At 64.6% G+C, this 26,256-nt stretch carries 35 protein-coding genes and 1 tRNA gene; 19 read left to right on the forward strand and 17 right to left on the reverse strand.

Annotated elements, in window-relative coordinates; all coding sequences use genetic code 11:
• Positions 1-21: 21 nt before the first annotated feature.
• The 3 genes from QZ755_RS07625 to QZ755_RS07635 form a co-directional block, all read right to left on the reverse strand.
• Entirely contained in the window at positions 22-228 is a 207-nt protein-coding gene (locus QZ755_RS07625; protein WP_294321530.1) for a DUF1289 domain-containing protein, read from the reverse strand.
• Positions 229-233: 5 nt separating this feature from the next.
• A complete protein-coding gene (locus QZ755_RS07630) occupies positions 234-1,646 on the reverse strand; it encodes a DEAD/DEAH box helicase (RefSeq protein ID WP_294321532.1) in 1,413 nt (470 codons plus the stop codon).
• 217 nt (positions 1,647-1,863) lie between these two features.
• Positions 1,864-2,313, reverse strand: coding sequence for a hypothetical protein (locus QZ755_RS07635; protein WP_294321534.1), 450 nt, complete (start codon positions 2,311-2,313; stop codon positions 1,864-1,866).
• A 106-nt stretch (positions 2,314-2,419) separates the two neighbouring features.
• Between QZ755_RS07635 and QZ755_RS07640 the strand changes: the two genes are divergently transcribed.
• The 3 genes from QZ755_RS07640 (at position 2,420) to QZ755_RS07650 (ending at position 5,262) form a co-directional block, all read left to right on the forward strand.
• Positions 2,420-3,862: an FAD-binding oxidoreductase gene (locus QZ755_RS07640; protein ID WP_294321537.1), complete on the forward strand. Its 1,443-nt coding sequence runs from the start codon at positions 2,420-2,422 to the stop codon at positions 3,860-3,862.
• Between the two features lie 84 nt (positions 3,863-3,946).
• On the forward strand, positions 3,947-4,732 hold the full coding sequence (locus tag QZ755_RS07645) for a SapC family protein (protein ID WP_294321539.1): 786 nt from the start codon (positions 3,947-3,949) through the stop codon (positions 4,730-4,732).
• Positions 4,732-5,262, forward strand: a complete 531-nt coding sequence (locus tag QZ755_RS07650) for a cytochrome b (protein WP_294321541.1) — start codon at positions 4,732-4,734, stop codon at positions 5,260-5,262. The genes QZ755_RS07645 and QZ755_RS07650 overlap by 1 nt, the downstream gene beginning before the upstream one ends.
• A gap of 188 nt (positions 5,263-5,450) precedes the next feature.
• Here the strand turns inward: QZ755_RS07650 and QZ755_RS07655 are convergent, their stop codons facing one another.
• Positions 5,451-6,317: an N-formylglutamate amidohydrolase gene (locus QZ755_RS07655; RefSeq protein WP_294321543.1), complete on the reverse strand. Its 867-nt coding sequence runs from the start codon at positions 6,315-6,317 to the stop codon at positions 5,451-5,453.
• Positions 6,318-6,417: 100 nt separating this feature from the next.
• Between QZ755_RS07655 and cpdR the strand changes: the two genes are divergently transcribed.
• Positions 6,418-6,795, forward strand: coding sequence for a cell cycle two-component system response regulator CpdR (cpdR, locus tag QZ755_RS07660; RefSeq protein WP_055761907.1), 378 nt, complete (start codon positions 6,418-6,420; stop codon positions 6,793-6,795).
• Between the two features lie 74 nt (positions 6,796-6,869).
• Positions 6,870-6,944, forward strand: a tRNA-Val gene (locus QZ755_RS07665).
• A gap of 12 nt (positions 6,945-6,956) precedes the next feature.
• Here the strand turns inward: QZ755_RS07665 and QZ755_RS07670 are convergent.
• The 9 genes from QZ755_RS07670 to QZ755_RS15390 form a co-directional block, all read right to left on the reverse strand.
• Positions 6,957-8,291 carry a site-specific integrase gene (locus QZ755_RS07670; protein ID WP_294321547.1) on the reverse strand — a complete coding sequence of 445 codons (1,335 nt, stop codon included), beginning with the start codon at positions 8,289-8,291 and terminating at the stop codon, positions 6,957-6,959.
• A 160-nt stretch (positions 8,292-8,451) separates the two neighbouring features.
• A complete protein-coding gene (locus tag QZ755_RS07675) occupies positions 8,452-8,694 on the reverse strand; it encodes a hypothetical protein (RefSeq protein ID WP_294321549.1) in 243 nt (80 codons plus the stop codon).
• Positions 8,691-8,954: a hypothetical protein gene (locus QZ755_RS07680; RefSeq protein ID WP_294321552.1), complete on the reverse strand. Its 264-nt coding sequence runs from the start codon at positions 8,952-8,954 to the stop codon at positions 8,691-8,693. The genes QZ755_RS07675 and QZ755_RS07680 overlap by 4 nt, the downstream gene beginning before the upstream one ends.
• Positions 8,955-9,037: 83 nt before the next feature.
• Positions 9,038-9,310: a hypothetical protein gene (locus tag QZ755_RS07685; RefSeq protein ID WP_294321555.1), complete on the reverse strand. Its 273-nt coding sequence runs from the start codon at positions 9,308-9,310 to the stop codon at positions 9,038-9,040.
• On the reverse strand, positions 9,307-9,651 hold the full coding sequence (locus tag QZ755_RS07690) for a hypothetical protein (protein WP_294321558.1): 345 nt from the start codon (positions 9,649-9,651) through the stop codon (positions 9,307-9,309). The genes QZ755_RS07685 and QZ755_RS07690 overlap by 4 nt, the downstream gene beginning before the upstream one ends.
• A gap of 2 nt (positions 9,652-9,653) precedes the next feature.
• Positions 9,654-9,866, reverse strand: a complete 213-nt coding sequence (locus tag QZ755_RS07695; RefSeq protein ID WP_294321560.1) for a hypothetical protein — start codon at positions 9,864-9,866, stop codon at positions 9,654-9,656.
• Positions 9,866-10,033: a hypothetical protein gene (locus tag QZ755_RS07700; RefSeq protein WP_294321563.1), complete on the reverse strand. Its 168-nt coding sequence runs from the start codon at positions 10,031-10,033 to the stop codon at positions 9,866-9,868. The genes QZ755_RS07695 and QZ755_RS07700 overlap by 1 nt, the downstream gene beginning before the upstream one ends.
• A 95-nt stretch (positions 10,034-10,128) precedes the next feature.
• Positions 10,129-10,593, reverse strand: coding sequence for a hypothetical protein (locus tag QZ755_RS07705; protein WP_294321567.1), 465 nt, complete (start codon positions 10,591-10,593; stop codon positions 10,129-10,131).
• A 166-nt stretch (positions 10,594-10,759) separates the two neighbouring features.
• Positions 10,760-11,026, reverse strand: coding sequence for a YdaS family helix-turn-helix protein (locus QZ755_RS15390; protein ID WP_366509169.1), 267 nt, complete (start codon positions 11,024-11,026; stop codon positions 10,760-10,762).
• 93 nt (positions 11,027-11,119) lie between these two features.
• On the opposite strand from QZ755_RS15390, the gene QZ755_RS07710 reads away from it, so the two are divergent.
• From QZ755_RS07710 to QZ755_RS07720, 3 genes are all read left to right on the forward strand, one after another.
• A complete protein-coding gene (locus tag QZ755_RS07710; protein WP_294321570.1) occupies positions 11,120-11,482 on the forward strand; it encodes a helix-turn-helix transcriptional regulator in 363 nt (120 codons plus the stop codon).
• A 235-nt stretch (positions 11,483-11,717) separates the two neighbouring features.
• Positions 11,718-12,131 carry a hypothetical protein gene (locus QZ755_RS07715; protein WP_294321574.1) on the forward strand — a complete coding sequence of 138 codons (414 nt, stop codon included), beginning with the start codon at positions 11,718-11,720 and terminating at the stop codon, positions 12,129-12,131.
• A gap of 14 nt (positions 12,132-12,145) precedes the next feature.
• Positions 12,146-12,535: a hypothetical protein gene (locus QZ755_RS07720; protein WP_294321576.1), complete on the forward strand. Its 390-nt coding sequence runs from the start codon at positions 12,146-12,148 to the stop codon at positions 12,533-12,535.
• Between the two features lie 699 nt (positions 12,536-13,234).
• Here QZ755_RS07720 and QZ755_RS07725 read toward each other — a convergent pair.
• Complete coding sequence (locus QZ755_RS07725) at positions 13,235-14,221, reverse strand: hypothetical protein (RefSeq protein WP_294321579.1); 987 nt, start codon at positions 14,219-14,221, stop codon at positions 13,235-13,237.
• A gap of 211 nt (positions 14,222-14,432) precedes the next feature.
• Here QZ755_RS07725 and QZ755_RS07730 point away from each other — a divergent pair, with 211 nt between their 5' ends.
• The 4 genes from QZ755_RS07730 to arsH are packed head-to-tail and all read left to right on the forward strand — an operon-like array spanning position 14,433 to position 17,284.
• Positions 14,433-14,765, forward strand: a complete 333-nt coding sequence (locus tag QZ755_RS07730; protein WP_294321582.1) for a metalloregulator ArsR/SmtB family transcription factor — start codon at positions 14,433-14,435, stop codon at positions 14,763-14,765.
• A gap of 11 nt (positions 14,766-14,776) precedes the next feature.
• Positions 14,777-15,205 carry an arsenate reductase (glutaredoxin) gene (arsC, locus tag QZ755_RS07735; protein WP_294321585.1) on the forward strand — a complete coding sequence of 143 codons (429 nt, stop codon included), beginning with the start codon at positions 14,777-14,779 and terminating at the stop codon, positions 15,203-15,205.
• The gene (locus QZ755_RS07740) at positions 15,205-16,491 is read left to right on the forward strand and encodes an arsenic transporter (protein ID WP_294321588.1); all 1,287 of its coding nucleotides are present in this window, start codon (positions 15,205-15,207) and stop codon (positions 16,489-16,491) included. The genes arsC and QZ755_RS07740 overlap by 1 nt, the downstream gene beginning before the upstream one ends.
• Before the next feature lie 40 nt (positions 16,492-16,531).
• On the forward strand, positions 16,532-17,284 hold the full coding sequence (gene arsH / locus QZ755_RS07745) for an arsenical resistance protein ArsH (protein WP_294321591.1): 753 nt from the start codon (positions 16,532-16,534) through the stop codon (positions 17,282-17,284).
• Positions 17,285-17,712: 428 nt separating this feature from the next.
• On the opposite strand, the gene QZ755_RS07750 is transcribed toward arsH, so the two are convergent.
• Positions 17,713-18,252 carry a hypothetical protein gene (locus QZ755_RS07750; RefSeq protein ID WP_294321595.1) on the reverse strand — a complete coding sequence of 180 codons (540 nt, stop codon included), beginning with the start codon at positions 18,250-18,252 and terminating at the stop codon, positions 17,713-17,715.
• 526 nt (positions 18,253-18,778) lie between these two features.
• Between QZ755_RS07750 and QZ755_RS07755 the strand changes: the two genes are divergently transcribed.
• The 6 genes from QZ755_RS07755 (at position 18,779) to QZ755_RS07780 (ending at position 22,494) form a co-directional block, all read left to right on the forward strand.
• Positions 18,779-19,159, forward strand: a complete 381-nt coding sequence (locus QZ755_RS07755; protein WP_294321598.1) for a hypothetical protein — start codon at positions 18,779-18,781, stop codon at positions 19,157-19,159.
• Entirely contained in the window at positions 19,140-19,763 is a 624-nt protein-coding gene (locus tag QZ755_RS07760; protein ID WP_294321601.1) for a hypothetical protein, read from the forward strand. The genes QZ755_RS07755 and QZ755_RS07760 overlap by 20 nt, the downstream gene beginning before the upstream one ends.
• A 145-nt stretch (positions 19,764-19,908) precedes the next feature.
• Positions 19,909-20,172 carry a hypothetical protein gene (locus QZ755_RS07765; protein ID WP_294321604.1) on the forward strand — a complete coding sequence of 88 codons (264 nt, stop codon included), beginning with the start codon at positions 19,909-19,911 and terminating at the stop codon, positions 20,170-20,172.
• A complete protein-coding gene (locus tag QZ755_RS07770; protein ID WP_294321613.1) occupies positions 20,172-20,372 on the forward strand; it encodes a hypothetical protein in 201 nt (66 codons plus the stop codon). The genes QZ755_RS07765 and QZ755_RS07770 overlap by 1 nt, the downstream gene beginning before the upstream one ends.
• A complete protein-coding gene (locus QZ755_RS07775; RefSeq protein WP_294321616.1) occupies positions 20,362-21,081 on the forward strand; it encodes a DUF3164 family protein in 720 nt (239 codons plus the stop codon). Before QZ755_RS07770 ends, QZ755_RS07775 begins: the two co-directional genes overlap by 11 nt.
• 531 nt (positions 21,082-21,612) lie before the next feature.
• Positions 21,613-22,494, forward strand: coding sequence for a hypothetical protein (locus tag QZ755_RS07780; protein ID WP_294321618.1), 882 nt, complete (start codon positions 21,613-21,615; stop codon positions 22,492-22,494).
• Positions 22,495-22,813: 319 nt separating this feature from the next.
• Here QZ755_RS07780 and QZ755_RS07785 read toward each other — a convergent pair whose 3' ends face one another.
• Positions 22,814-23,068, reverse strand: coding sequence for a hypothetical protein (locus tag QZ755_RS07785; RefSeq protein WP_294321621.1), 255 nt, complete (start codon positions 23,066-23,068; stop codon positions 22,814-22,816).
• A 282-nt stretch (positions 23,069-23,350) separates the two neighbouring features.
• Between QZ755_RS07785 and QZ755_RS07790 the strand changes: the two genes are divergently transcribed.
• Positions 23,351-24,580 (forward strand): integrase arm-type DNA-binding domain-containing protein, encoded by a 1,230-nt coding sequence (locus QZ755_RS07790; protein ID WP_294321623.1) that lies wholly within the window; start codon positions 23,351-23,353, stop codon positions 24,578-24,580.
• 222 nt (positions 24,581-24,802) lie between these two features.
• On the opposite strand, the gene QZ755_RS07795 is transcribed toward QZ755_RS07790, so the two are convergent.
• Positions 24,803-25,576, reverse strand: a complete 774-nt coding sequence (locus QZ755_RS07795; protein ID WP_294321626.1) for a hypothetical protein — start codon at positions 25,574-25,576, stop codon at positions 24,803-24,805.
• Positions 25,577-26,256 lie beyond the last annotated feature (680 nt).

The raw sequence follows: 26,256 nt of genomic DNA on the forward strand, positions 1-26,256 counted from the left end.
TGCGCCCAGGGTCCGCCTAAGTTATTGCTCCAGAACGGCCATACGCTGCGGCAGCACGGCCATCACCGCGCGCCGGGCGTCGGAATCGATCGCGGTCCAGCGCGCGATCTCGTCCCGCGTACGGCCGCAGCCGAGGCACCAGCCGGTGTCGGTATCGATCGAACAGACCAGCACGCACGGGCTTTCGATAGCCTGCACGGCGACCGTTTCGAACGGGTCGTCGCCCACCGGGATCAGCCGGGAATGCGGACGTTCAGGAAGGCGGGGACCGGACCGTTCCAGGCACCATCCTCTACCGCGTCCTGCTGGACATAGCGGGCGGGGCGTTCGTCGCGGCGTTCCTCGTACCGTTCCTCGCGGTCGCGGCGGGGGCGGCGTTCCTCGCGGGCGGGACGGTCCTCGCGTTCGGCACGCGGAGCGCGCTCGCGAGCCGGTGCGACCTCGGCTTCGGCGGAGGGACGACGGCGGCCGCGACGCGGCGCCTCCTCGACCGGTGCCGCTTCGGGTTCCGCCACCTCTTCAGCCGGGGCGCTGCCCATATCGAGCACCGGAATCTTCTGCCCGGTCAGCTTTTCGATATTCGCGATATTCTCGGCATCGTCGGGCGTGACCAGCGTGTAGGCGACGCCGGTCGCGCCGCCGCGTCCGGTGCGGCCGATACGGTGGACATAATCGTCCGGGTGCCACGGCGCGTCGAAGTTGAAGACGTGGCTGACGCCCTTCACGTCCAGCCCGCGCGCGGCGACGTCGGACGCGACCAGGATCGACACATCGCCCTGCTTGAAGCGTTCCAGTTCGGCGATGCGCGCCGACTGGTCCATGTCGCCGTGGATTTCGGCCGAACGGAACCGCGCGCGCTGCAGCACCTTGTTCAGTTCGCGGACCGTCGTCTTGCGATTGCAGAAGATGATCGCGGTGCGAACGTCGTCCTGTGCCAGCAGCTTGCGCAGTACGTCGCGCTTCCTGGCGGCGGCGACCGGCACGACATGCTGGGCGATGTTGGTGTTCGTCGTCGCGGGGCGCGCGACCTCGATCGTCTTGGGATTGCCGAGGAACTTGTCGGTCAGCTTCTTGATCGGCGGGGGCATGGTGGCCGAGAACAGCAAGGTCTGGCGCTGCTTAGGCAGCTTGGTGCAGATTTCCTCGATATCGGGGATGAACCCCATGTCGAGCATCCGGTCGGCTTCGTCGATGACCAGCATCGAACAGCCGGTCAGCAGGATCTTGCCGCGGGTGAACAGGTCCATCAACCGGCCCGGCGTCGCGATCAGGACGTCGACGCCCTTTTCCAGCGCGGCGAGCTGGTCGCCCATCGACACGCCGCCAATCAGCAGCGCCATCGAGAGCTTGTGGTTGGCGCCGTATTTCTCGAAATTCTCGGCGACCTGCGCGGCTAATTCGCGCGTCGGTTCGAGGATCAGCGACCGCGGCATCCGCGCGCGGCTGCGCCCATGCGCCAGGATGTCGATCATCGGTAGCACGAACGACGCGGTCTTGCCGGTGCCGGTCTGGGCGATGGCGACCAGATCGCGCATCATCAGAACGGAGGGGATCGCCGCCGCCTGGATCGGGGTCGGTTCGGTATAGCCCGAATCGTTGACGGAACGCAGCAGTTCGTCGGACAGGCCGAGATCGGCAAAGGTCATCGCGATTCCATGGCTGGGGAACGCAACCGGTCCGCGCTCCTGATATATCCGAGGGGCACTCGCCAAAAACGCCCGAAAAGTCAAGTTTTCGCAAGGTTGGTGTTCGGTCCAGCGAGGCTGGATCAGGCGGTGCCGCCCCGCTCCCCCACCCGGCCACCCATCAAGGATACCGGGTGGGGGAGCGGGCCGGCACCGCATCCGCGTGAGCGGAGTAACTTCAGCGCGCCGGCACGAGCGCCCGGAACGCGGCGATGCGGCACTGCCCGCCCGAACGCGACCGGATGACGTCGCGGGATGCGCACATCTGCCCGTCACCGCTGGGCTTGATATACAGGCCCGATACGAAATCGAGCGAGGGGCAATCGTCGGCAAGACGCGCGCGGAGCCGGCCGCCGCTGCTGAGCAGCAGGTCGACGCTGTCGGTGCGGTTGATCGTCACCGCCGCCAGATTCTGCAGCGGAACACAGCGGTCGGTACGCTTTTCGACCCACTGGATTGGCGGCAGCGCGCGCGGGGCGCTGTAGGCGGCGGGGGCGAAAGGTGCGCGGGGGACGCGCAGGATCACCCGCTGTACTCGCACCTCGGTCCGGATCGTCGCCGTTGGCGGCGGCGCGTCGACAGGCCGGCGCTGTGCCGCACCGGGCAGGGCGAGCAGGAGCAACATCATGGTCGCTGCGGAAAGCGGCAAGGCGGTCACGCGGGGATCATCCAATGTCGGAATTTAACCTCAGATGAACTGGCGGCAAGGGGGAGCGGAATGCTAACCCGTCTGGATGACGACCGCAGCCATTGCCGCCATGGTCGCCGACGCCTGCAGCGCGCTCGGCGACCGGATCGTGACCACCGATGCCGACCGGATCGCGCCGTGGCTGACCGACTGGCGCGGGCGCTATCACGGGGTAAGCGCCGCGCTGTTCGAACCGGCCGATACCGCCGAGGTCGCGGCGCTGGTCGCGCTGGCCGGGCGGCACGGCGTCGCGCTGGTGCCGCAGGGAGGCAATACATCGATGGTCGGCGGCGCGACCCCGCCGGCGGATGGATCGGCGGCGCTGCTGTCGCTCCGGCGGCTGAACCGCATCCGCACCATCGGCGTCGGGCAGGCGGTGGCGGAGGCCGGGGTGATCCTGCAACATCTGCACGAGGCAGCGGCGGATGCGGGGCAGCGCTTTCCGCTGACGCTCGGCGCGCGGGGCAGCGCCACGATCGGCGGGCTGACCTCCACCAATGCCGGCGGCACGCAGGTGCTGCGCTGGGGCAATATGCGGCGGCTGGTGCTGGGGATCGAGGCGGTGTTGCCCGACGGGAGTGTGCATGACGGCCTGTCCGCGTTGCCCAAGGACAATCGCGGCTATGACCTGACGCAGCTGCTGGTCGGGGCGGAGGGGACGCTGGGCATCGTCACCGCCGTCACGCTGAAACTGGTCCCCGCGATCGCCGAGCGGGCGGTGGCGTGGGTCGGGGTCGCCGATCCGCAGGCGGGCCTCGATCTGCTGCGTACCATGCAGGCGGCGACCGACCGGATCGAGAGCTTCGAGATCATTCCCGCCGATACGCTGGCGCTGGCAGTCGCGCATCTGCCCGGTGCCCGTGCGCCGCTGTCGGGTGACCATCCGTGGCAATTGCTGGTCGAGGCGGTGGCCGCACCCGGCGAATCGCCGCCGGCGCGGCTGCTGGAGGAACTGCTGGCCGCCGGTGTCGAGGCCGGGCTGGTGGCGGACGCCGTGCTGGCAAGCAGCGAGGCGCAGGTCGAGGCATTCTGGACACTGCGCGATTCGCTGTCGGCGGCGGAAAAATCGACCGGGCCGGCGGTGCAGCACGATATTTCGGTGCCGGTCGACACGATGCCGCGCTTCATGGTGGAGGCGGCGCGGGCGGCTGAGGCGCGCTTTCCCGGCACCCACGCCACCGCCTTTGGCCATCTGGGCGACGGCAACGTCCATTTCCACGTCCGCGCCCCCGCCGGCGTCGATCCTGCGCGCTGGTATGCACAGGATGCGCCGATCGTCACCCGCTTCGTCCATGACGCGGTAACGGCGGCGGGCGGGTCGATCTCGGCGGAACATGGCATCGGCCAGATGAAGCTTGGCGAACTGGAACGGCTCGGCCCCCCTGCGCGGCTGTCGGCGCTGCGCGCGATCAAGGCGGGGCTGGACCCGTGCGGCCTGTTCAACCCCGGCAAGCTCGTATCGCTTGCGCGCCGCACCGCCAATCCATAGACGTTGCTCCCGAGGCTCGCCCGGGGGGGCGGCCGTCCGGCATCGTATGACCGGGCCGACTATAGAGTATCTGGAGACCCTGAAATGGCCAGCGCGCCGCAGAATCAATCGCTTCCGCTGTTCTACAACCAGCTCGAACCGCTTTCGAGCCAGACCCATGCCAACTGGAAGGTCCGCGCGAGCGAGACTGCGCCGTTCCTGGTCGGGCAACACGCGATTCCCGTTACCGTCGAGGAATTTCCGATGGTGCAGCGCCGGATGCCGATCGTGTTCTCGGTTGGTGACGATCCCGTGCCGCTGGCACTGATGGGCCTGAACGAAGGCGTCAACACCTTCATGGACGATGAAGGCCGGCTGATCGATCCGGAAACCTATATCCCGGCCTATATCCGCCGCTATCCCTATCTGCTCGCGCGGCTGCGTCCCGATTCGGAGGACCTGTCGCTGTGCTTCGATCCGACGTCGGACGTGGTCGGCCCGTTCGAGGATGGCGAGCCGCTGTTCGACGGCGACCAGCCGAGCGAAGTGACCAAGCAGATCCTCGCCTTCAACGAACAGTTCGAGCAGGCCGGCCAGCGCACCGGCATGTTCATGAAGGAGATCAAGGATCTGGGCCTGCTGATGGACGGCGAAGTCGCGATCCAGCAGGAAGGCAACGACCAGCCCTTCATCTATCGCGGGTTCCAGATGGTGTCCGAGGAAAAGCTGAACGAGCTGCGCGGCGACCAGCTGCGCAAGATGCAGCAGTCGGGCATGTTGCCGCTGATCTTTGCCCACCTCTTCTCGCTGTCGCTGATGCGCGATGTCTTCGCGCGCCAGATGCGCCAGGGCAAGGTGCAGCAGCAACCCGTCGCCGTGCCGACCTTCTGATGGCGACCCGGCCGATCCATGGCGCGCGCTATTCGCGCGGTGCGATCCTGTTCCACTGGGTGATTGCCGCGCTGGTGCTGGTCAACCTGTGGATCGGCCTGATCGGGGGATCGATGTCGGCGCACAAGGCGATCGGCATCACCGTGCTGGCTCTGACGCTCGGACGGATCGGCTGGCGGCTGGGTCACACCCCGCCGCCGCTCCCGCCGGAAATGGCGTCGTGGGAGCGGACAGCTGCCAGAGCGTCGCACTTCCTGTTCTATGTCCTGCTGCTCGTCGTGCCGCTCAGCGGCTGGGCGATGGTATCGGGGGCGAAACGCAATCCGCTCGATTGGTTCGGGCTGTTTCCGCTCCCCTATCTGCCGATTCCTCCGTCGGCCGCGCATCTCGGGCACGAAGTCCACGAGATCGTCGGATTCGGGATGGCGGGACTGGTCGTGCTACATGTCGCTGCCGCGTTGCGGCATCATTTCCTGCTGCGCGACGGGGTGTTGGTGCGGATGCTGCCGGGCGGTCGCACGACGCGCTGATGCGCCGTTGCGATAAAGTCACGGTCAACTGCAAAATGGGTCTTGAACCCGCCTGACCCCCACCCTAGATTGCAGTTACACGGTTCGATGTTCCCCCCTTTCGTTGGACCGTGCGGCGCGTTTCACGCGCCTCCTCCCTGAACCTTGGCCACTCCGTGCAACCGCACGGGGTGGCTTTTTTCTTGGGGTTATTCCGCTGCAATGCGGTGGGCAGTGGCCAGCGCGGCGTCAGCCAGCGCGTCGATCAGTGTCCGCACCCATGCCGCCGTCGCCGCCACGCCATTGCCGGGCTGGTCGAACTGCGGGTCCAGATAGAGGCTGCGATCGATTTCCAGCTGCAGGGCATGGATACCGGCGCGGGGGCGGGCATGGCTGGTGAGGATATGGCCGCCGGCATAGGGATGGTTGATCGCCAGCCGCAGCCCCGCTGCCCGCATCACCCCGACGGCGACGTCGGTGAACAGCGCCGCGCCGCTCTGGCCGTGGCGATTGCCCAGCACGACCTGCGCCGGCAGAACCCCCGGCAGCGGCGGCATCGAATGCAGGTCGAGGAGCAGCGCGACGCCGAACCGGGCATGGGCGGCGGCCAGCGCCCGATCGATCGCGTCATGATAGGGCGTATGATCGTGCGTGATCCGCGCGACGACCTCAGCATCGGTCAGCTTGCGCCGCCACATATTGTCGGCCCCGCCCGCCCGGCGCGGGATCAGCCCGATGCCGCTGCGCACCTTGTCCGACGGCTGCGCGGCAAAGGCGCGCGGATCGGCCCCGGCATCGACCTGCGGATCGCGGTCGCGCACCGGCGACCGGTTGAGGTCGATCCAACCGCGCGCGCGGCGGGCGACCAGCATCACTTCATCGCCGACGGCCCGCACCGCGACGGCATCGACATACCGGTCCTCCAACGTCGTCAGCCGCGCGATCGGTACGGTCAGCAGCGCCTGCATCTCGGGCGGGTAATCGCGTCCGGCATGGGGCACCGACACCACAACCGGCGACACCGGTTCGTCCGGTCCGGTCCGGTCGAACGACGGCGGGGTGGCGGCGGCTTCCATCGGTCGCAAAGGATCACGCCCCGTCGCGCTTGTCGAGCGTGCGGCTGGAAAATCTTAACCACCTTCGCCTAGAAATGGGGCTGGCATCGAAGGGAGTCGGATGTTCAGAATCTTGCTGGCCGAGGACGATCAGGTGATGCGCGAATATCTGACGCGCGCACTGGAACGTGCCGGTTATTTTGTCAGCGCTGTGGACCGGGGCACGGCAGCGATCCCGTTGCTCCAGACCGAATCGTTCGACCTGTTGCTGACCGATATCGTCATGCCCGAAATGGACGGCATCGAACTGGCGCAGCGCGCCGGGGAAATGGTGCCCGACCTGCGTGTCATGTTCATTACCGGCTTTGCCGCGGTCACGCTGAAGGCCGGGCGGCAGGTGCCGCACGCCCGCATCCTGTCGAAGCCGTTCCACCTGCGTGAGCTGGTGGCGGAGGTCGATCGCCTGTTCGAGGGAGAAAGAATCCCGACCAGCAATTAAGGGCTTGTCAGGCGGAATCGGCGCGGCTAACAGCGCGTCTCCGGTTTCGCTCCCTTCTTCGGAAGGACAGCGCCGGGCGCGTAGCTCAGTGGTAGAGCACTGTGTTGACATCGCAGGGGTCGCAAGTTCAATCCTTGCCGCGCCCACCATTTAAAGTGTTGCTACCCGGTCATTTTCACCTCCACGGTGGAAGGGCCGGGTAGTGCCTTTTCTGCGCATTTTCGGCGCAACGCCCCCGGAGATAGCTGCTCGATCTCGTCGAGAATGGCGGTGAGGCCGTTCGTCACGCTCGGATATATGCTGACGGCATAGATGTCCGTGGTCGTGCGAGCATGGCCCAGGAAGTTCTGCAGCTCCCACTTATCCGCGCCGTTCTGACGCAGCAGGGTCGCCAGCGTGTGTCGAAGCACATAGGTGCCCCATTCGCGCGTTGCCGGCAGGCCGAGCTCGGCGATCATGCTTCGCCATGCGGTGCGGACGCTCGAAACGGGGCGGCCGTAATAGTTCACCAGAAAGCCCGCGCCGATTCGCTCGGCCCGATCCAGCTTCTGGTAGGCGCGCCATTCCGCGCGCAACCAGTCGTCCAGCACCGGCATGACCGGAATGATCGGCCGATACTTCTTGGTCTGTGCCCGGCCGTGCGGGTTCAGGTCGATGACGCGCAGGCCCGGCTCCCACTGGCCGCGCTCTGGCGCGACGGAAATGTCGAACACCGTGTCAGGCCGAGCGGCGGTGCAGATCGAGGCGACGAGGAAGGCGTGTAGCGAGGCGCGCTTCTTGTCGGGCTCGGCAGCGAAAGCGAGCATCCTTACGAGCGTGGCGACGTCGGCCCGGCGCATCCGGGGCCGCGACACCTGACTCCGGGGAAGCGGCTTGTAAATCGGCTGACGCTCCGATCGGGGCGGATCGGCGTCGGCCGCATGATTTAGCACGGCCGCGAGCTGCAGGACCGATTCCTCGGTCGATGCCGCCGATCGGGGCCGCGACGTGGTGATCTCCTGCTTCTTGTTCCGCGACACGACCGGCTGGACCTTGGACCAGGCGCGGAATGCGGTGATGAACGGTGTCCCGCACGCCGTCGCGCAGGAGGTCGCAATCCCGAATATGCCGCCGGCCGCTTCCTCCGCATCCACGAAGTCGACGACGTGTTTCAAGCGTGCTGCGATCGTCGTGGCCGAGATCTGCAGGTCGCCATGCTCAATCCGATAATCGGCGATCGCGTCGAGCAGCAGATAGTCGGCTGCCGATGCCAACGGTTGTCCGCAAGCATAGCAGAAGGCGTGCGATTCGCCGCGATCGGCGAGATAGCGACGATCACACGCCCTTATCGCCTCGTCAGTGTCGGCTGTACCCGTCGACGCGCTTGCCTCGCGTCGCGCGTCGACGTCGTACCAGAAGACGTACCAGTTTGGACTGCGCTCGGTCCCGTCTTCTCGACAGAGTTTGTCGACCCAGTATTTGCCCCGTCGATAGATTGGCGGCGCGCGATCCGGCACAGCGACTGTTCCTTGATAAATTTTGCGGTGGCGGTGTGTACGTCGTCGAAAAACCCAAGGCTTCCGAGCAAATCGACGTCACGAGCCTCTAGCTTGATGCCTTTGCCTTGCTCGACTGCGCGACTTAGTCGGCGACCGAGCGTGACGATGCTGTACGCGGTCATGCGGCTACTCCCTTGGTGACGGACGCAATCGCGTCCTCGATGTCGGCCTGGCGATCATCGCGGACGTCGGTGCCGTAGCGGATCGACAGATGCACCTCACACCAGGTGTGGTGCTTCGTCCGATCGTGATGCTGGGCGGCGAGGGCCTGCGCGTTCGGACCGGTCCAGTGCGCGTCCGTTCCGTGACAGACGGAGCAGCCGGCCGTCAGGTGGCGGGTAGTGAAGGTGTCGTGGGTCATCCGCCCATACCTCCGTCTTCCGCCGCTGCCGGGAAGGCTGCCTGCATCGCCACACGGATTTCGATCAGCGCGTCGCTTGCTGCCATGGCGTTCCAGCCCTCGGCCGACCATGCGATCTTGACCATGCGCATGGTCATTTCCTTCAGCACCGCTTCGTACAGCGTGCGATCGCGCGAAAGCTCGCCATTCGCGCCGCAGCGCTCGGCCGCGCGGACGAGGATGCCGAGCGCGAGTTCGACGTCGGCCGAATGCCGCGCCATCACCCGCCGAATTTCGTATGGATGTACCCCGAAACGGCGCGCCTCTGGCGGGGCGTAATAAGGATCGTGCCTTGACCGATCGGTCATCGCGCTACCTCCGCATCGATCCACCCAGCGATTTCCGCGACGAACTGGCGGACGTCGCCGCCGGCGGCTGTGCGGATCGCCTTGACCAGGCCGGCGGCGTGCGCCTGCGCGACCGCAGCCATCAACGTCGCGGTGCCGATGCGTGGATCGGAGATGTGACGCACTGCGATCGGCGAATAGCCCGTGACGAAGCCTGCGCCGATCTCGGCGGCGATCGCGTCGACGAGCGCAGCGTCAGGACCGGCGAACGGATTCGGGACGGCGGTCATTTCGCGATCATCCGGGCAAGGCGTGCAAGGCGGGGCGAGGTCGATCGTGTGGCGAGGGCGACCAACGCTACCGCTTCGCGGTCGTCGCGCGCGTCGCACGCCAAAGCGATGAATGCGTCACGGACGACTTTTGCGCGGTGCTTGCAGGACGGCGATACCGGGCCGGCGTCCGGTTCAGGCGCGCGTTGGATCAGCTCCCCGAACCCGGCGTGATGCAGCGCTGCCTCTCCTACGTCGGCAATCGAGCGCGCGAGCTCGCTGGTCCCGTTACCGTGCTGGAACACGCGCAGGGCCAGCACCGCTGCCTCCAGCGCGTTCGCGAGGTTGGTCGCCGTGTCCATCGTCACAGGCCTAAAAGGATCTGGATGCCGGGGCCGTCGAGCAGACGATCAATGATCCAGGCATTGAGGAGGCCGAAGGCGATGCCGCCGAGCACTTCTACCGGGCCGAGCAGGCTTTCGGGCACGCTGGGCACGGGCGGATTGCAGTCGTCGCAGCGGCAGTCGGCGTGATGGATGGCGGCGTGATCGGCAGTGCGGGGGGCAGGGTGGCGCATCAACGGTCTCCGCGGGAGAGCTGGTAGAGGACGTGCAGGACGACGATTGCCCACAGCGCGGCGCTGGCGATCGCCAGCTCGCTCCGACCGAGCGCGACGAAGCCGATCGCCAATCCAGCAAGGACGGTCGCGGCGCGCAGGCTTCGGCGAGTGGATCGGCGGCTCATGGGGAATGTGTCCGGGCAGCAGAAATCCGCTCCGCGAACCGTGGTGTTCGCGAACCGGCGGTGGTCAGGTGGTCGGGAAGCGTCGGTGGCCGACGTCAGGGGGCTTGCGGTTGGCGGCGCGTAAGGGTCCGAAGAATGGGGAGCAGCCGGCGCTTGGCGCTCAGCGACTGGAGAATTTCCCGTATTGCCCGGCGACGGGTTGATAGCGTGGCGCCGGGGACCGAGGCGGCGATCAGCGCCGCATGCGCTTCACCGCTCTCGCGGATGATTTCGAGCGTTGCCTCGAGTGCTGCCGCCGCACTGGCGGTTTGGTCGGGACGCACGGCATCGATCTGCAGACGCATCATGTCCGTGAGCGGACGACCGCCCAGCAGCGCTTCGTATTCCGCATCGAGCAGGATGGCGTCCCGACATGTCAGATCGCCGCGCTGGTCCTCATCGGACATGATGCGCAGATAACCTGGCGTGCGACCGGTCACGGCGGCGGCGCGATCCATGGAAATCGCGTCGATCACGTCGCACAGCGTCTGCTTGATCGAGAAAGGGTCGCGGGCTTTCACGCAGCACTTGTCGGGAAATGCCGTGCCGATCGCGACAGACGATCGGCACCACCGGTGCGTACGGAACTGCGCTGGGTGGTCCGTGCCCGGCCGGTAAGAAAAGAAACAGCCGGGCACGGTTTCCGCCCGCAATAACGGCGGCGGGAAGAAGGAAGGGCATAGAGCATCATGCGGGCGAACCGACAACGCCGTCTGCGGGAAAAATTGAGGGCTGATCCGCATACAGGTCAGGCCGGAGCCGCCGCCTCGGGATACCTGTTGCCTCAGCGAAGATTGCGACATGTTCGGCCGGGCAAGCCTTTTTGGCTTTCAGCCAGCGCCAAATGGTTGGCTGCGTCACGCCGAGAAGCCGAGCGGTTGCGGAGCCGCTACCGATGATCTGGACACCTTCCGCGAAGACCATGCCCGGGTCGTCATGTTCAGTCGTCCCCATCTGCCCGACTCATCCCTATACGCATCCGTATGAGACGGACTATACGCATACTCAGGGTTCCGCGCAATACGTATCCGTATAGCTACGGCATACATGCGCCCAGCTCGCATCATTCCGGAACGGTTAGTAGAGCGGATCCGTACGTCGGGGCTGTCCTACACTGCGATTGCTCGCCAACTGGGTGTTCAGCAGCCGACGATCACGCGCCTCGCAAAGGGCGAACAGCGCAGTACGGCCCGAATCGACCAGCTTGCGCGAATTGTCGGAACGACACCTGCTTATCTGACCGGTGAAGTCGACGACCCGACCTTGAACGCACCAGACGAGCCGGAGCTGTCACAGCTCGAAACAGCGTTGATCGAAGCATTTCGCGAGCTAGATGATAAAGCCCGCGCGGCACTTCTTTATGTCGCCCAAACGATGACCCCCGGCGCTACCCGCTCAACCACCACCTAAACGCCGACGCAGGCAGGGCCTTCGTGGGACGCAGCTCCGCGTTGCGGGTATCGAGCGGGTATTGTTTACTGCGGGATCAACGAGATTGACGCACTTTCGCCGGTCTAAGGGCTAGCGTCGGACGGGACGTCCGCCGCTGCAGCGTCCGTTAGGGGGCAATCCGTACCGAGCAGCTCGAGTTAACGGATCGTCACGCCTGCGCCGATATGCCGTCCGCTTCATCGAGACGGACATCATGATCGAACAGCTTGACCAACATTACGCGGTACTACGTCAGAAAGTGAGTGCCATGCGCGCGCTGTGTCGATCGTCCGTGCCCGACATCGGCCAGATCAGCCATGCACGTCACGAGTTGATGGCGGTAAGCATGAAAAGGTCCAGGTATCTGCAGCAAGAGGTGTACCCGCTTTTGCGGCAGGCGAACGTGCCAGGGATTCCGGGCGTGATCGCCGATCTGGATCGCGACCTCGCTGAGCGCAGAGCCTGGGTAAATCGTCACGTTGCAACGTGGACGCTCGATAGAATCAGGGAGGACTGGGCCGGGTACCGCGAGGCTTCAGCACACGTTGCGAGAGGGATTGAGGACCGAATTCGTCTCGAGCAGGTCGCGCTGCGTCCAGCTCTCATTTCTACCTACGCCAAGATTTGAGGGTAACGCGTCACATGCATACCGGGCCGGCAAAATACGAAATCGCCTATGATCTTCCGAGCCGTACACTCAAGATCACAACCTATGGGTTCTGGTCCGGGGGCTTGGCGGCAAAGTTTGCCGCGGAACTGATCGCCAAGGGGACTGCGATACGCCTTCGCCACGGCACGTTCTACACGCTCGTCGATATGCGGAATGCACCGATACAGCCGGCTTCTGTTATCGAATCGCTCGCCGGTATGATGCCAAAAGCGCTGATGGTGACGAAGTCCCCGATCGCAGCGGTGGCAGCGTCCAGTCTGGGGAAACTACAGACCGAGCGTTACCTGACCGCACCGAATTGCCGGACGTTCCTGGAGTATGACGAGGCCGATCGCTGGATGCGGTCTACCCCGCTCTCGTAGTTGCCGGTGGAATGGGGCGGGGCGTCTTCGGATCAGCCTGTCCGATTTGTGGGGGGCGAGCGGAGGGCTGCGCGGGTCTAGGTTGATCGGCGGTTGCGGCGGAGGGGGCGTCCGGCGCTGCTAATCTATGGCTGTTGCGACGGGATTGACCCGTCGACGACGTCGCCGCATTGCTCGATAATTACCGTTCTGCTGTTCGTGTTGAAAACACCCGCGACCAAGCGATATTTACCCGCTGGTACATTGTACGTATCGCGCGGCTGGCTAATTCGCCGATCTGACATTCCGCCGGTGCCGATAAGGACGAAGAGAACCTTCGTTTTATCCACGTCTTTCGGCCGGAAATCATACCGGTAGTCGCGACGCCAGCGGGCGAGCGTTCCGACGCAAAAAAGTCGGCTGATCCGACGCTCAACTTCATCTACAAGCCAAACGCTCGGTTTTGGCTCCTGAGCTGATCGTTCTTCACGATCGTCCGCGCTGACTCTCGGAACGGGGGCATAAGCGCCATTGCACCCTGCTAGGAAGATGCACGCAAGGGTAACGGACTTCATACGACGAGCGTAACCCACCGGCGCTATCCTTGCTATCGGCACGATTGCGTTCGTGGGTACCTGCTACCTGCAAGCTTGCACCGATCAACTCGTCATGCGCGAGATTTGCGCGGTTACGGCGGAGGGTGTCTCCGCCGCCACATGTCTAGAATGGGTATGGGACGGCCGTCTCTCGCGAAAAGCCCTGACCCATGGAGAAATAACACTCGGAGAGGCTCCATCGCGGAGCATACCAAATTCTCATCTTGTTTTGTAGATCTGGCAGTTCTCGTAACGCTCGATAACCGTACTGTGCTGCAATCATGACCCAACAAGCGGCAATGGAGTTTAAGGCAGTGCCCAAAGTTGCTCTTTCGAACGTGCCTGCCCGATCGTGCTTCAACGCATTGTAATCGTCGTACCAAGGTAGAGATGGTTTCGGATTCAATCCGTCCCATCCTGCGAATGGAACTAATGGATCAATACCTCGATAGTGCTGTAATATAACTGTAAACTCGTTTAGCTTCATAGGCTTGCTTAGTTTATAGTAATCTTTCCTAGTAGGTTTACTATTTTTGTATCCATTTAGTTTCAAAACAGCTAGCCATTGCGCTTCACATTCAGTGCAAGCTAGAATTATTAGATTTATAATACTGTTACCAAAGCTAAAAATGTTGGCTTTAGATGGATGTATAACGTCAAAAATAGATTCTAGTTCTTGGTATAGAGAACGAAGCTGTAATAAGGATGAAATTAATTCTTGCGATCGCATGTGATAGTCAGGTGCGGAGAATGCGGCCCCACCGTGCATATCGGCTTCTGGTCGAGCAATCCCCCGGTAAAAGGCGCGAGGGGAGAGTTCCATTCGCTGAACTGTCACGGATGCATTGGAAATCCCGAGGGCTGATACAAGCGTACGCACAAGTTCGGAGCCCTGCGGTACCAAGACGCGCCGTTGCGGATGGTGGGGATGTTGAGAGCCGAGGTCGATACGAAGCGCAACCTGCCCGTCAAATTGCCATATACCGTACGGTTTGCCTCGTGTTTCATCCGCTAGTGCGAAAGTATCGCCCGGTTTAATACTATCGTTCTGGAAAGCTGCGTTGCTTCCCCGCACCCAGGGGCGGTCAGTATCCACGACGATGGTCATCATTTCAGAACTGCCGAATCTCGGTCGTTCGTCAAGAGGCGGCCGCCGAAGGTTGCTGCGGTCGTTTGGTGTATACGGCGGGTATCGTTCGGGTACCGGGTCCGCACGACCGTACGAAAGCAACGCAGAAACGTCACTTCGGGGCAGTTATTGCGGAGGGGTTCTCCGCCGCGACTTTCATAGCCAAGCCCGATATATCTGATATGCTGGATATATGGATAATGATTCGGCCATTGTCGCCTTGGGCGCGCTTGCACAGAGCACCCGCCTGGACGTGTTCCGCCTCCTGGTGCGACACGAACCGGACGGTATGGCAGCGGGCGAGATCGCCCGTCAGCTCGACGTGCCGCAGAACACCATGTCGGCGCACCTCGGAATCCTCGCGCGCGCTGGCATCGTCCGATCCGAGCGGCACAGCCGGTCCATCATCTACCGCGCCGACCTCGACCGCCTGCGGGCGCTGACGCTGTTCCTGGTCAAGGACTGCTGCGCCGGCTCGCCCGAGCTGTGTGCGCCGCTCCTCGCCGAACTCACCCCCTGCTGCTGAAAGGACGCGCCATGGCCGTCGACGTCGTGATCTACCACAACCCCGCCTGCGGCACGTCGCGCAACACGCTGGCGATGATCCGCAACGCCGGCATCGAGCCGCACGTCGTGGAGTATCTGAAGACCCCGCCGTCCCGGGCGCTGCTGGTCGAGCTGATCGACCGCGCCGGCATCACGCCCCGGGATATGCTGCGCGAGAAGGGCACGCCCTACGCCGAGCTAGGCCTCGGCGACGTCTCGCTGACCGACGACGCGCTGCTCGACGCCATGATGGCGCACCCGGTCCTGATCAACCGGCCGCTGGTCGTCTCGCCGCTCGGCGTGAGGCTCTGCCGCCCGTCCGAGGCCGTCCTCGATCTGCTGCCCGAGCCGCAGCGGGGCGCGTTCGCCAAGGAGGATGGCGAACAGGTGGTGGACGCCTCCGGGCGCCGCGTCGCCTGATGCTCCTCGCCCTCGCCATCTTCGTCGTCACGATCGCGCTGGTCATCTGGCAGCCCCGAGGCCTTGGCATCGGGTGGAGCGCCATGGGCGGCGCGGCCGTGGCGCTGCTCGTCGGAGTGGTCTCGCTCTCCGACGTGCCGGTGGTGTGGGGCATCGTCTGGAATGCGACCGCGACGTTCGTCGCGATCATCATCGTCAGCCTGCTGCTGGACGAGGCCGGCTTCTTTGAATGGGCGGCGCTGCACGTCGCCCGATGGGGCGGCGGGCACGGTCGACGACTGTTCGTCCTGATCGTCCTTCTCGGCGCAGCCGTGTCGGCGCTGTTCGCCAACGACGGCGCGGCGCTGATCCTGACCCCGATCGTCATCGCGATGCTGCGGGCGCTGGGCTACCGCGACAAGGCGACGCTGGCGTTCGTGATGGCGGCGGGCTTCGTGGCCGACACGGCCAGCCTGCCGCTGATCGTGTCCAACCTGGTCAACATCGTGTCGGCCGACTTCTTCCGCATCGGCTTCGCCGACTACGCCTCGGTGATGGTGCCGGTGGATCTCGCTTCTATCGCCGCGACGCTGGTCGCGCTCCTACTGTTCTTCCGCCGAGACGTGCCGACCGGCTTCGACGTCGCGCAGCTCGGCACCCCGGCCGACGCGATCCGTGATTCCGCCACGTTCAAGGCGGGCTGGGTGGTCCTCGCCGCTCTCCTGGCCGGCTTCTTTCTGCTCGAACCCATCGGCGTTCCAGTCAGCGCCGTTGCCGCTGCCGGCGCAGTTCTGCTGCTCGCCATCGCCGGGCGCGGTCACGTCATCGAGACTCCCAAAGTCCTGCGTGGCGCACCGTGGCAGGTCGTGATCTTCTCGCTCGGGATGTATCTGGTCGTCTACGGCCTGCGGAACGCTGGCCTGACCGACCATCTCGCCGGTTTCCTCGACCGCACCGCCCAGAGCGGCGTCTGGGGCGCAGCGTTCGGCACCGGTATCATCGCTGCGCTGCTGTCGTCGGTGATGAACAACATGCCGACGGTTCTGGTCGGCGCCCTGTCGATCGACGCGACCCACGCCACGGGCACCGTCAAAGAAGTAATGGTCTACGCCAACGTGATCGGCTGCGACCTCGGCCCCAAGATCACGCCGATCGGGTCACTCGCCACCCTCCTGTGGCTGCACGTTCTTGAGCAGAAGGGCATTCGGATCAGCTGGGGCTACTACTTCCGCGTCGGCGCGACGCTGACCGTCCCCGTGCTGCTGGTCACGCTCGCTGCACTGGCGATCCGGATCAACGCCGGATGAGCTGCGGAAACCCTTTGAACCCCACCGGAAACTTCTTCTGATGCCCCTCCGCACCCTCACTGACACCGACCACCTGCCGGCGCTCGACCGCCGCTACGCGCTCGACCGGCCTGCCGTGGGGATGGGCGAGGGCGATCCGCCCCCGCGGATCCTGCTGCTCTACGGATCCCTGCGGGAACGGTCCTACTCCCGGTTGTGCGTCGAGGAGGCGGCTCGCCTGCTGCGCTTCTTCGGCGCGGAGACACGCATCTTCGACCCGTCGACCCTGCCGCTGCCCGACCAAGTCGCCGGTGACGACCATCCGGCCGTCCAAGAGCTGCGCGAGCTGTCGATGTGGTCGGAGGGGCAGGTGTGGTGCAGCCCGGAGCGGCACGGCCAGATCACCGGTATCATGAAGCTGCAGATCGACCACCTGCCGCTGTCGATGGGCGGGATGCGGCCGACGCAAGGCCGTACCCTTGCCGTCATGCAGGTGTCAGCCGGGTCGCAGTCGTTCAACAGCGTGAACACCTTGCGTGTCCTCGGCCGATGGATGCGGATGGTCACGATCCCGAACCAGTCCAGCGTCGCCAAGGCGTTCGAGGAGTTCGACGACGCTGGCCGCATGAAGCCGTCCAGCTACTACGACCGTATCGTCGACGTGATGGAGGAGCTGGTCCGTTTCACCGTCCTGCTGCGCCCTCATACCGCCCAACTGGTCGACCGGTATTCGGAGCGGAAGGACGCCGGCGTGCCGATTGATGCGGCAACTGACCTGTCAAGCATCGCTATCGCTCCGCAGCGATCAACATGACCGCTGATTGCTGAGCTGTTAGCGCGGGTAGCTTTCAGCGCAATGCGGGTACCAACGGTCTTAGAACTGCCAGCTTTGCGTTGCTGAGGCGGAGGGTTTCTCCGCCGTAGTGTTTCGGCTTACCCTCTCAGCGTGCCGATCATTCCGAGGTCCTGTCATGCGGCTATTAGTCACGGGTGTCCTAACTGCCGTCTTCCTTATCGCTGGGGTCAAGGCTTTGGCCGCGGCTGGAATAGAGGTGCCGGCGGGGTGGCCAACCGCTCTAGTTGCTGGCGTATGCGGCGCCCTCAGCTATTGGTTCGCTCATACATTCCCTGCCCGTCGCCCAAGATAGTCCGCAAAATGTGTTGCACGAAGCGTCCGGTTTTGCAGGGCGCGGCGGAGGCATCACCGCCTAACGAATGTCTGGAAGCGGTGGAAGCTGCCTTTCAGCCTGCACCGAGAACGATGTCAGCGATCGCTCCGCCAATCCCTTTAAGGCGCCCATCCCAAGTAATGGTCTTGCGGCCGAACGGCGTAACGATGCTCATGACGTGCCGCGAAATACCAACACCCGTTGCTTCGGTTGTCAGCGCGCTCTCGCTGTACAAGCGGGCATCTGCGATCAACTGGTCAAGTCTTTGCGAATCTGACGCAGTCAACGACCTGCTCTTGTTCGATTCTAGTTTGCGCTCCACCGGCAGAAGGCCGCCTGGACCAATTTCAGATACTTGACTCCACTGCCAATTTCCCGCCTCATCCTTCCAGGCAATGGTACTGGCTTCCGCATAGATATGGTGGACGGCCACGCTGTCCACAAAGATCGCGGTTGCTCCAATGTGCTTGGGCGCATCATAGCGGTCCCGCAACGCAAAACTGCGAGCGATCTCAGTTGAGATCGGAGGCGAAAAGTCCGTGTTTAGGGGGACATTTCCACCGGCGCAGGCAGTCAAAGCAATCGTGAGGGCGAGGGTGAGGGGCAGCTTCATTCCCCTTTGTCGCACATCATCGCTTCGTCCGCTATTTAGGTGAAAGCTGCTGAGGGTATCAATCACGAGAACGCGGGTACCGTCAGGGCCAAACGCCCCGTATTTCCGCGCGCAAGGCGGAGGGGGTCTCCGCCGTAAAAGTAGCCGCTAGGTAAAGCGCCGCGCGTATACGATATTGAAATTGTCACAAACTTGGATCATAACGGTATCGTAATGGATGCCAAAGATTCAGCAGCCGCCTATCGCAATCATGCCGCGCGCGAGCTTCGTTTGGCCAGTGCTTCGGTTATGCCAGAGCATCGTGAACTTCATATCCGTGCGGCGGAAAAGTGGGCTGAACTAGCGGCTCGCGCGGAGTCCATAAATTCTTCGAAGGGAGATTAATGGGAGGTTCCTATCTCGAGCTAATGTACCTTCTGTTAGATTTGGCGGGCGGCTAAAGGACACCATTGGTCAGAAACTTCTCGAAGTAGCGGCACCTGTTTCTATATCGTGGAAGGCGCTGACGCCGGGAGGAAAGCACACGGTGGGCGCGGTCAGCAGCAGAAAAGATCAGGCGCTGGCGTACATCTCCGCTTATATCGTGCGGGAAGGGCGCAGCCCTTCGATGCGCGAGATCGCGATCTCGCTATCGGTCAGCGACACTCGCGCGAAGGCGCTGGTGAAAAAGCTCGCGGCCGAGAAGATGATCGATCGCGCACCTGGTGCGCAACGGGCGATCACTGTTCCGGGGCTGATGGATCGCCATCTGATCGAGCGGATGCGCGGCATGGGCATGAAGATCGACAACGATTTCGTCTGTCCGCCCGACGTCCTGCCGTTACCACAAGGGAATCTGTCGCTGGTGGCGATCCTCGATCATATCCCCGATCCTGAAGGGGATCACCATGGCCGGAATTCCGACTAGCGCCGCAGCAGGCAGACCTGCGGCCAACACCGACGATTACGAGCGGCAGCGGTTCGCGCACCTAGTGCTGGGCGCGCCTCGGCCTAAGCCTGGACGCAATAAGGCGCGCAAGGGAAAGGCGCCGACGATCGTTCGCCTGGCGCCCGGCATCGAGGAGCAAGTCGCGCAACGCGAGCGCTGGTCGCACAAGGCGTTCGGCACACCGCAGACGCATGATTTCGCGGCGGCCGAGCGTCGACGGGAGGGATCGCTCGCCCGCCTCGTCGCAACGGGCGCGCTCGACGTTCACCAGCTGGCGGCCGCCCAGGAGATCGCGACGGCGCACGAAGCGATCACGGCTGACGTTGCGGTCCGCACCGCCAAGCTGGAGCCGCGCGGCAGTGGCGGCGGGCCGAATGCCGCGTCGGCCGAGCGCATCGGCGCCGTGCTTCGCGAGCAGGCGTACACGCGGTGGCGCGCCGCGATCGGCGCCGACGGCGCCATGCTCCTCGCGATCATCGTCGACGACATGGGGCTGGTCGAAGCGGCCCGGCGCTGGCGGAAGTCGAACCGCCGGACGAAAGCCATTTTGATCCGCGCGCTGGACGGGTGGAAACGGGTCTGACCCGTTACCTTTGGGGAACTTCCCACAAGGTCACCTGCGAAAACGGTCACGTAACTGGCAATTCCGACCCCGCGATAGCTGCGCCCGGCGCCCGCCGACCTCCCCCCTGGGATCGGCGGGCGCTTTGGCATGAGGAGGCTGATGCATGGTCCACGACCACTCCCGCCAGCGTCGCCCCGTCCAGGCGCGCTCGAACGTGCCCGATCAGCTCGAACGCCTCTCGGATCGGTTCGACGTGCTGACCCACCGGGCGCGCCTGGGCGAGATGACACCGAAGCTCTTCGAGGAGCTGGAGACCGACGCGCAGGCGATCGCCGCCGATCTGGTTGCTATTTTCCGGGGCCGACAGGCCCGTCCCACGAACCCGCCGCTGTACGTCAGCGCCGATGGCACGAAGGCAGCATGGTGATGTCGATCCCCCGTCAACAGATCGAGCAGGTGCTGGATGCCGGCCATCCCGAGACCGCGCTGATCGGCGTGCCGGTCAGCCTACTGCGCGAGCTGTTCCGCGCGGCCGTTTCGACCGACGTCAATGTCGTGTCGCGCGGCGTGGGCCGTGTCATCGGGACCAACGCGGTGCTGTCCGTCGGAGGCCGGCATGTCGGATAAGCCGCATCCCGGTGCCGTCGAGGTAGGCGGCGAGCTGTACCTGCAAGATTGCAAGGGCAACCTGGTGCCGATCACCGCCATCAAGGCCGGCGACCTGCTGATCGACGAGCTGGTGCGCGGTATCATCCAGCGCGCCAAGGCGATGTCGGATCAGCTCGCCGCCTTCCGGGTCGAATCGTTCGCCCAGATCGGCGCGCTGCAGGCCCTGCTCGATCAGCAATACGGCGTGACCGTGGGCGGCAAGAAGGGCAACATGACGCTGACCACCTTCGACGGGTGCCAGCAGCTGAAGGTGCAGGTCAGCGACCAGTACGACTTCGGCCCCGAGCTGCTCGCGGCCAAGGCGCTGATCGACGAATGCCTGACCGAGTGGGCAGGCGGCAGTCCGCCTGAGCTGCGCGCCATCGTCAACCGCGCCTTCAGCGTGGAGAAGGAAGGCCAGATCAACCGTGCCGGGCTGCTGATGCTGCTGCGCGTGGATAGCAAAGACCCGCGTTGGGGTCGCGCGATGGATGCCATCCGCGACAGTATGCGTACCGTGGGATCGCGCGAGTACCTGCTCTACCGCGTGACGATCCGCCGTCGCGCGCCGCTGACGATCGAGCAGCAGCTCGTCTGGGGCGCGGTGGTGATGTCCATCAAGTCCTGCGCTCCCAACGACGCCGGCGACGCGCTGGTGATGACGTGCGAGAGCGGGGCACGGTCCTGATGGCGCAGCGTCGGCGACCCATCAAAGGCATTGCCCGGTTTCGCCGGCTGCTGCGACGGATGCCGGATACGGCGCGCGCCGAGCTGGTCACCGAGCTGGATACGACCGGTCGACGCATTCTGCAGGCGATCATCGCCCGTTCGCCACGTCTGTCGGGCAAACTGCGCGCGGGATTGTCGCACAAGGTACTGCGGACCTCGCTGAAGCTGCAGATCGGCTTGATCGGCACGCCGGCCGGGCGCGCCAAGCTGTTCTATGGGCGCATTCAGGATCTCGGCCGCGAGGCGCAGGTAGTCGATGTCGCCGGGAAACGTCTGCACCGACGCCATCTTCCGGACCGGCAGCGCGCCGGCCGACTGTCCCATTCCCTGAAAGGAGCCGCCCCATGGCGAAAGTCCATATCGTCGTCTCGCGCACGAATGCGCGGGCCGACACGGGCAGCACGCTGCCGATCCCTGACGCCGTGCCAGTCCAGACGGCGACTATCACCAGTGCGGCCGCGTCGGCGGTTGGCCGTCCCAGCTGGCGAGTATGCTGGCGACCGATGGTTTCTCCATCCGCGATAGCTGGTTCGGTACGGCGGGCATGGCAAATCCGACTGCGATCGCGGCCTATGATCCCCGGCGCAGCGGGTTCACGGGGTGGGGCGGCGGCGAGGTGTCGCTGGGCGGGCCTTGTGTGGCGACGATCGGCTCCGGGATCGGATATTTCCAGCCTTCACGTCCGATCGACCGGGCATCGATCTTTGTACGTGTCAGCACCGGTGGTGGTCAGCTTCGGATCGCCAAGGCGAGCGAATCCTTCACGATCGGCACGGTCGGCGCCGAAGGCTTCACCCGGTCGGAAATCGTCTTCACGACCAAATCCGCCGATCCCATCCAGTACAGCTATATCAGCGGTGGCTATGTGTCGGTCGCGGGTACGGTGGCATGGGACAGCGCCCTGCCGGGGATCGAGGTCGCCAATTTCTCGATCTATGGCACGACCAGCATCGTGCAGGGCAGCACCGCCAAACCGGCGTCGCCGCTGAACGCCCTTGGGAGCTATCAGCCTCACCTGACCTTCGTGAAGCTTGGGACGCACGACATCAACACGGGTGTCTCGCTGGCGGTGTGGGAAGCGAACATCCGCGCGATCGTCACCAAGGCCAAGCTGACCGGTAGCGTGGTGCTGATCTGGCCGTCGATCGGCGGTGCGTCCGGCAACTACGGGACGGACGCGGTGCGCATGATGTGGCGCGTTCGCGCGCTGCAGATCGCGCTGAATTCGGGCGCCATCTTCTTCGATGAAGAAGCGATGCTTGGCGGCCGGGTCGGGGCCAATGCTTCGGGCGCTCTGCCCGACAATGTCCACGCCGCCGAGTGGGCGCAGCTGCTCGAGGCCGTTGCCCATCATCGCCTTGTGCGCTGGTGATCGCTGACGTTTGAGGCCCAGTTCGCTTGGGTGCCGAAATCACGGGTACAGCGTGGGTACGACTGCCCCAACGCAACCGTGAAAACCCACGCATTTCCAAGGTTCTTTTTGAACCACGGCGGAGGGATTGTCCGCCCGTTGCTCGAACCGCCAGCAGCGATCCGGGGAGCGGAGCTGCCGGCGAGCGGTCAGTTGCGGCGGACAACTGTGTAGCTGATACCCGACATCGACCGCACGACCGATCTCTACGTAACAGCCCGATACTTCAAGGAAAAATGCTTCGCGGTCGGACTCCCGGATGAGTTTCCAGCCTTCTGTCCTACCCGTCTACCGTTGCAACCATAGCCGGAGATTTTCCCGCAAATATCACTAATCGGTAGAGCGTCAGTCCCGCAGCGTTCTTGGCCTCGATATGCCAGTCCTCGTCCTTCCAGATCGACTCTGGAGCGTCTTTTAAGAGCTGTCCGGCGAACTCGCTGAGTTCCGTACGAAGGTGACCCACATCTGGCAGGTCGACCTCGATTTGTTCGACGGTGTCGCGTCGCTGACAAAGCCCGATGCGGTATTTTGGCATTGCAGCTCTCCCAACCGATGCTTGCCGGTCCTCAACCGACCGCGGCGCTACAACGATCCGAAGAAAAACAATGATTTAGTTGAACAGTCCTTCTAATCCGCCGGCAGTGTGAGCAAGGGAGTGCGAGCGCTGCCGGCGGATGACCCCCTGTAGGACAACCCGGTAAGTGCCTCCGGTCGTCATGGGTCACCGGCAATGTGCGCGGTATGCAGTAGCCACGCAAGCACATCGGTACCGCCCCTCTCGAACGTGCGGTTTCGTGCTTTCAGATAGGAAATTAGAATGCTGACTAACGCGCAGGTGCGAACCGCGCGGCCGAAGCCGCGCGCCTATAGGCTGCCCGACGGGCAGGGCCTCCACCTCTATGTCGCCCCGACCGGCCTCAAATCGTGGCGCGTGCGGTTCCGCCTCGCCGGCCGCGAGCAGCTGCTGACCGTCGGGCAATTTCCCGACGTCGACCTGTCGGCCGCGCGCGAGGCAGCAGCTGCCGCACGCGACGCGCTGCGCGCCGGGCGCGACCCGCGCGAAGAGCGCGCAGCGCGTGCCGAGGTAGATCGGACGTTCGAGGCGGTCGCCCGCGCCTGGCACGCGCACTGGCGGTCGAGCTGGACCGAGATCCACGCCGGCGACGTCATCACCAGCCTGGAGCGCGATGTCTTCCCGGCGATCGGCACGATCGACGTCGACGACGTGGGCGTCGCAGACATTCGCGACGTCCTGCGCGCCGTCGAGGCGCGCGGCGCGATCGAGACATCGAAGCGGCTGCGCCAGCGGATTTCTAAGGTCTTCGGCTTTGCGATCGCGAACGAGTGGGCGTCCTTCGATCCGGCCGCGTCGGTGAAGCAGGCGCTCGCGGCCGCGCCGATCGCCGGCGAGCAGCTCGCCCTGGTCTCGATCGACGACGCGCGCGAGCTGCTGGCGGCGTCAACCGGCGTCCCGGCGCCGGCGATCGTCCAGCTGGCGTCGCGCTTCCTCGCGCTGACCGGCGTCCGCCTGGGCGCGCTGCGTGGGATGCAGTGGGACGAGCTGCACGATGTCGACTGGTCCGGGGAGGTCGCCGGCCCGCCAGCGCCGGTGTGGGTCGTGCCGGCGGGACGCATGAAACTGGCAAAGGCGAAGAAGGGCGACCGGCGGTTCGATCACGTCGTGCCGCTATCGCGCCAGGCGGTGGAAATCCTGCGCGTCGTCCGCGCGCTGGCGATCGATCCGGTCCTGGTCTTCAGCCGCGGCAACGCCGCGCCGATCGCCGAGAGCGCCATCGGCGCGCTGTATCGGAAGTCCGGCTTCGCCGGCCGGCATGTACCGCACGGTTGGCGCGCCACCTTCTCGACGATCCTGAACGAGCGGTACCCGGGGGAGCGCGTCACGATCGACCGCGCCTTGGGCCACGCCGCGAAAAAGGGGGCTGAGGTCAATGTGAAGGTGGAGGGCGCCTACAACCGATCGAAGCAGCTCGGCCCGCGCCGCCGCGTGATGCAGATCTGGGCCGATCTTCTCATGCCCCCCGCGTGACCTGTCCGCAGGCGGGGCGGAGCGGCTCTATTGGCACGGGTCGTGCTCGTCCCCGCCGCAGAGCCATCGGGGCGGCGTAGCCGCCTCGTCCCGACGTGTCAGCGAGACGCGCGGGTGCGTGTGTCGCAGCGTGGCGACAAGGGGACAAAGCCCAGGGCGGGACAGATGGGCGGGGTAGGGCGTCCTATTGATGCGTGTCGCGGTAGCGACACCTTATGATCTTCATTCTGAGGGGGGAGACAGTCCATTATCCAGACTCGGGCCTGATCCTCGACCGACGGCGGCTCCCAAGGCGGCGAGCGCCTTCGATAGCTCGCTCTCCGGCGCTGGGCGGCGCACAGGGCTTGGCGGCGCAGGGGGTGGGGCAACGGGCTGCTGTTTCGCCTTCAGCGCGAGGCGGGCCTTTGCGCGGGCGAGGAGCTGGCGGAAGCGATCGCGGACGTTTCGGCCAGCACGGGACGCGAGGCGGCTCTCGTCGACGAAATAGCTGTTGTTGATCTGCTGGCGCGTCGGGCCACCAGCTATCGGATTGCGGATGCGCTCCGTGCGCCGGACCCATCCAAGGAAACCGTGTCGCTCCAGCCGGGCAAGCGCGTCGACGATCGTCTGCCGGACATAGCCTGTCGCTCGCTGGATCTGGCTCAGCGCCGGGTCGATGCGGCCGCTTTTGAAGTCGTGCCAGTGCCCACGCAGCACGGCCTCCAGCACGACGATCCCTGTGTCCTTCAGCGGGCGAGGCTTGCCCTTCTGCCGCTCGAACAGGTCGTATTCGCGCGCAGTCTTCACCATCGCATCCGCCCAGGCAAGCGTGCCGGCCTCGGTACCGTCGGCGCACCGCCGCGATACTTGGGCGCGGCTGTCGTCGACGTCGTAGCTCTCGCGGTGGACCTGACGATCCTGGCCGCGCGGGCGACCGGCGAATCGTGCGCCGGTGCTGCGGATCAAGGCGCGTGTGGCGCGGGCGAGGTGGGCTTGATCGGAATGGGTAAGCGACATCGGTCGGCTCCCGGCGCGGAAGTCGATGGGCGCACGAAAGCGCCGCCGGAATCGCATTCCGACGCCGCTCCAGCGTGCGGGACGGCTTGTCAGCCGCCGCTATGTGGAGAGTGTGGGCTTCGGCGCGGGTTCGGCGTTGCGTGCGGCAACGCGCGGTTTTCTGCGGGTTTCAGCGGGGGGGCGGGGCACCGTCCTGTGCCTGAAAAGCGCAGAAAACTGAGCCGCCCGCTTCGTTGACATCGCAGGGGTCGCAAGTTCAATCCTTGCCGCGCCCACCATTTCAGAGAGCCGCTAACCCTTTGGGTTGGCGGCTTTTTGCATTCTTACGCCGATAGCTGGATTTGACGGTTTTGCCGCTCCTGACACACTGGTGACACAGGAGGGTCGATTGGCGACCATAAGCAAACGAGCAAAAGGTTGGTTCGTACAAGTACGGCGGAAGGGCTACGAACCGGAGTACCGGACACTCCCGACAAAGGATGCTGCGCAGCGGTGGGCGAGGGAGCGAGAAGCGGTCCTAGACAGCGGACAGGTAGCGACCAGCCGTCGTGATCTAAGAGCCCGACCGATAATTAGGTTGAGCGATTTCAGTCAGTTGTGATTCACCGGGGTTTGCGAAGACCTTGGAGGCCACATGGGCTGGACCGAAACCGCTCGTCGCGAGCATGACAGAAGAAGGC

Source organism: uncultured Sphingomonas sp., from assembly GCF_913776855.1.
GTDB lineage: Bacteria > Pseudomonadota > Alphaproteobacteria > Sphingomonadales > Sphingomonadaceae > Sphingomonas.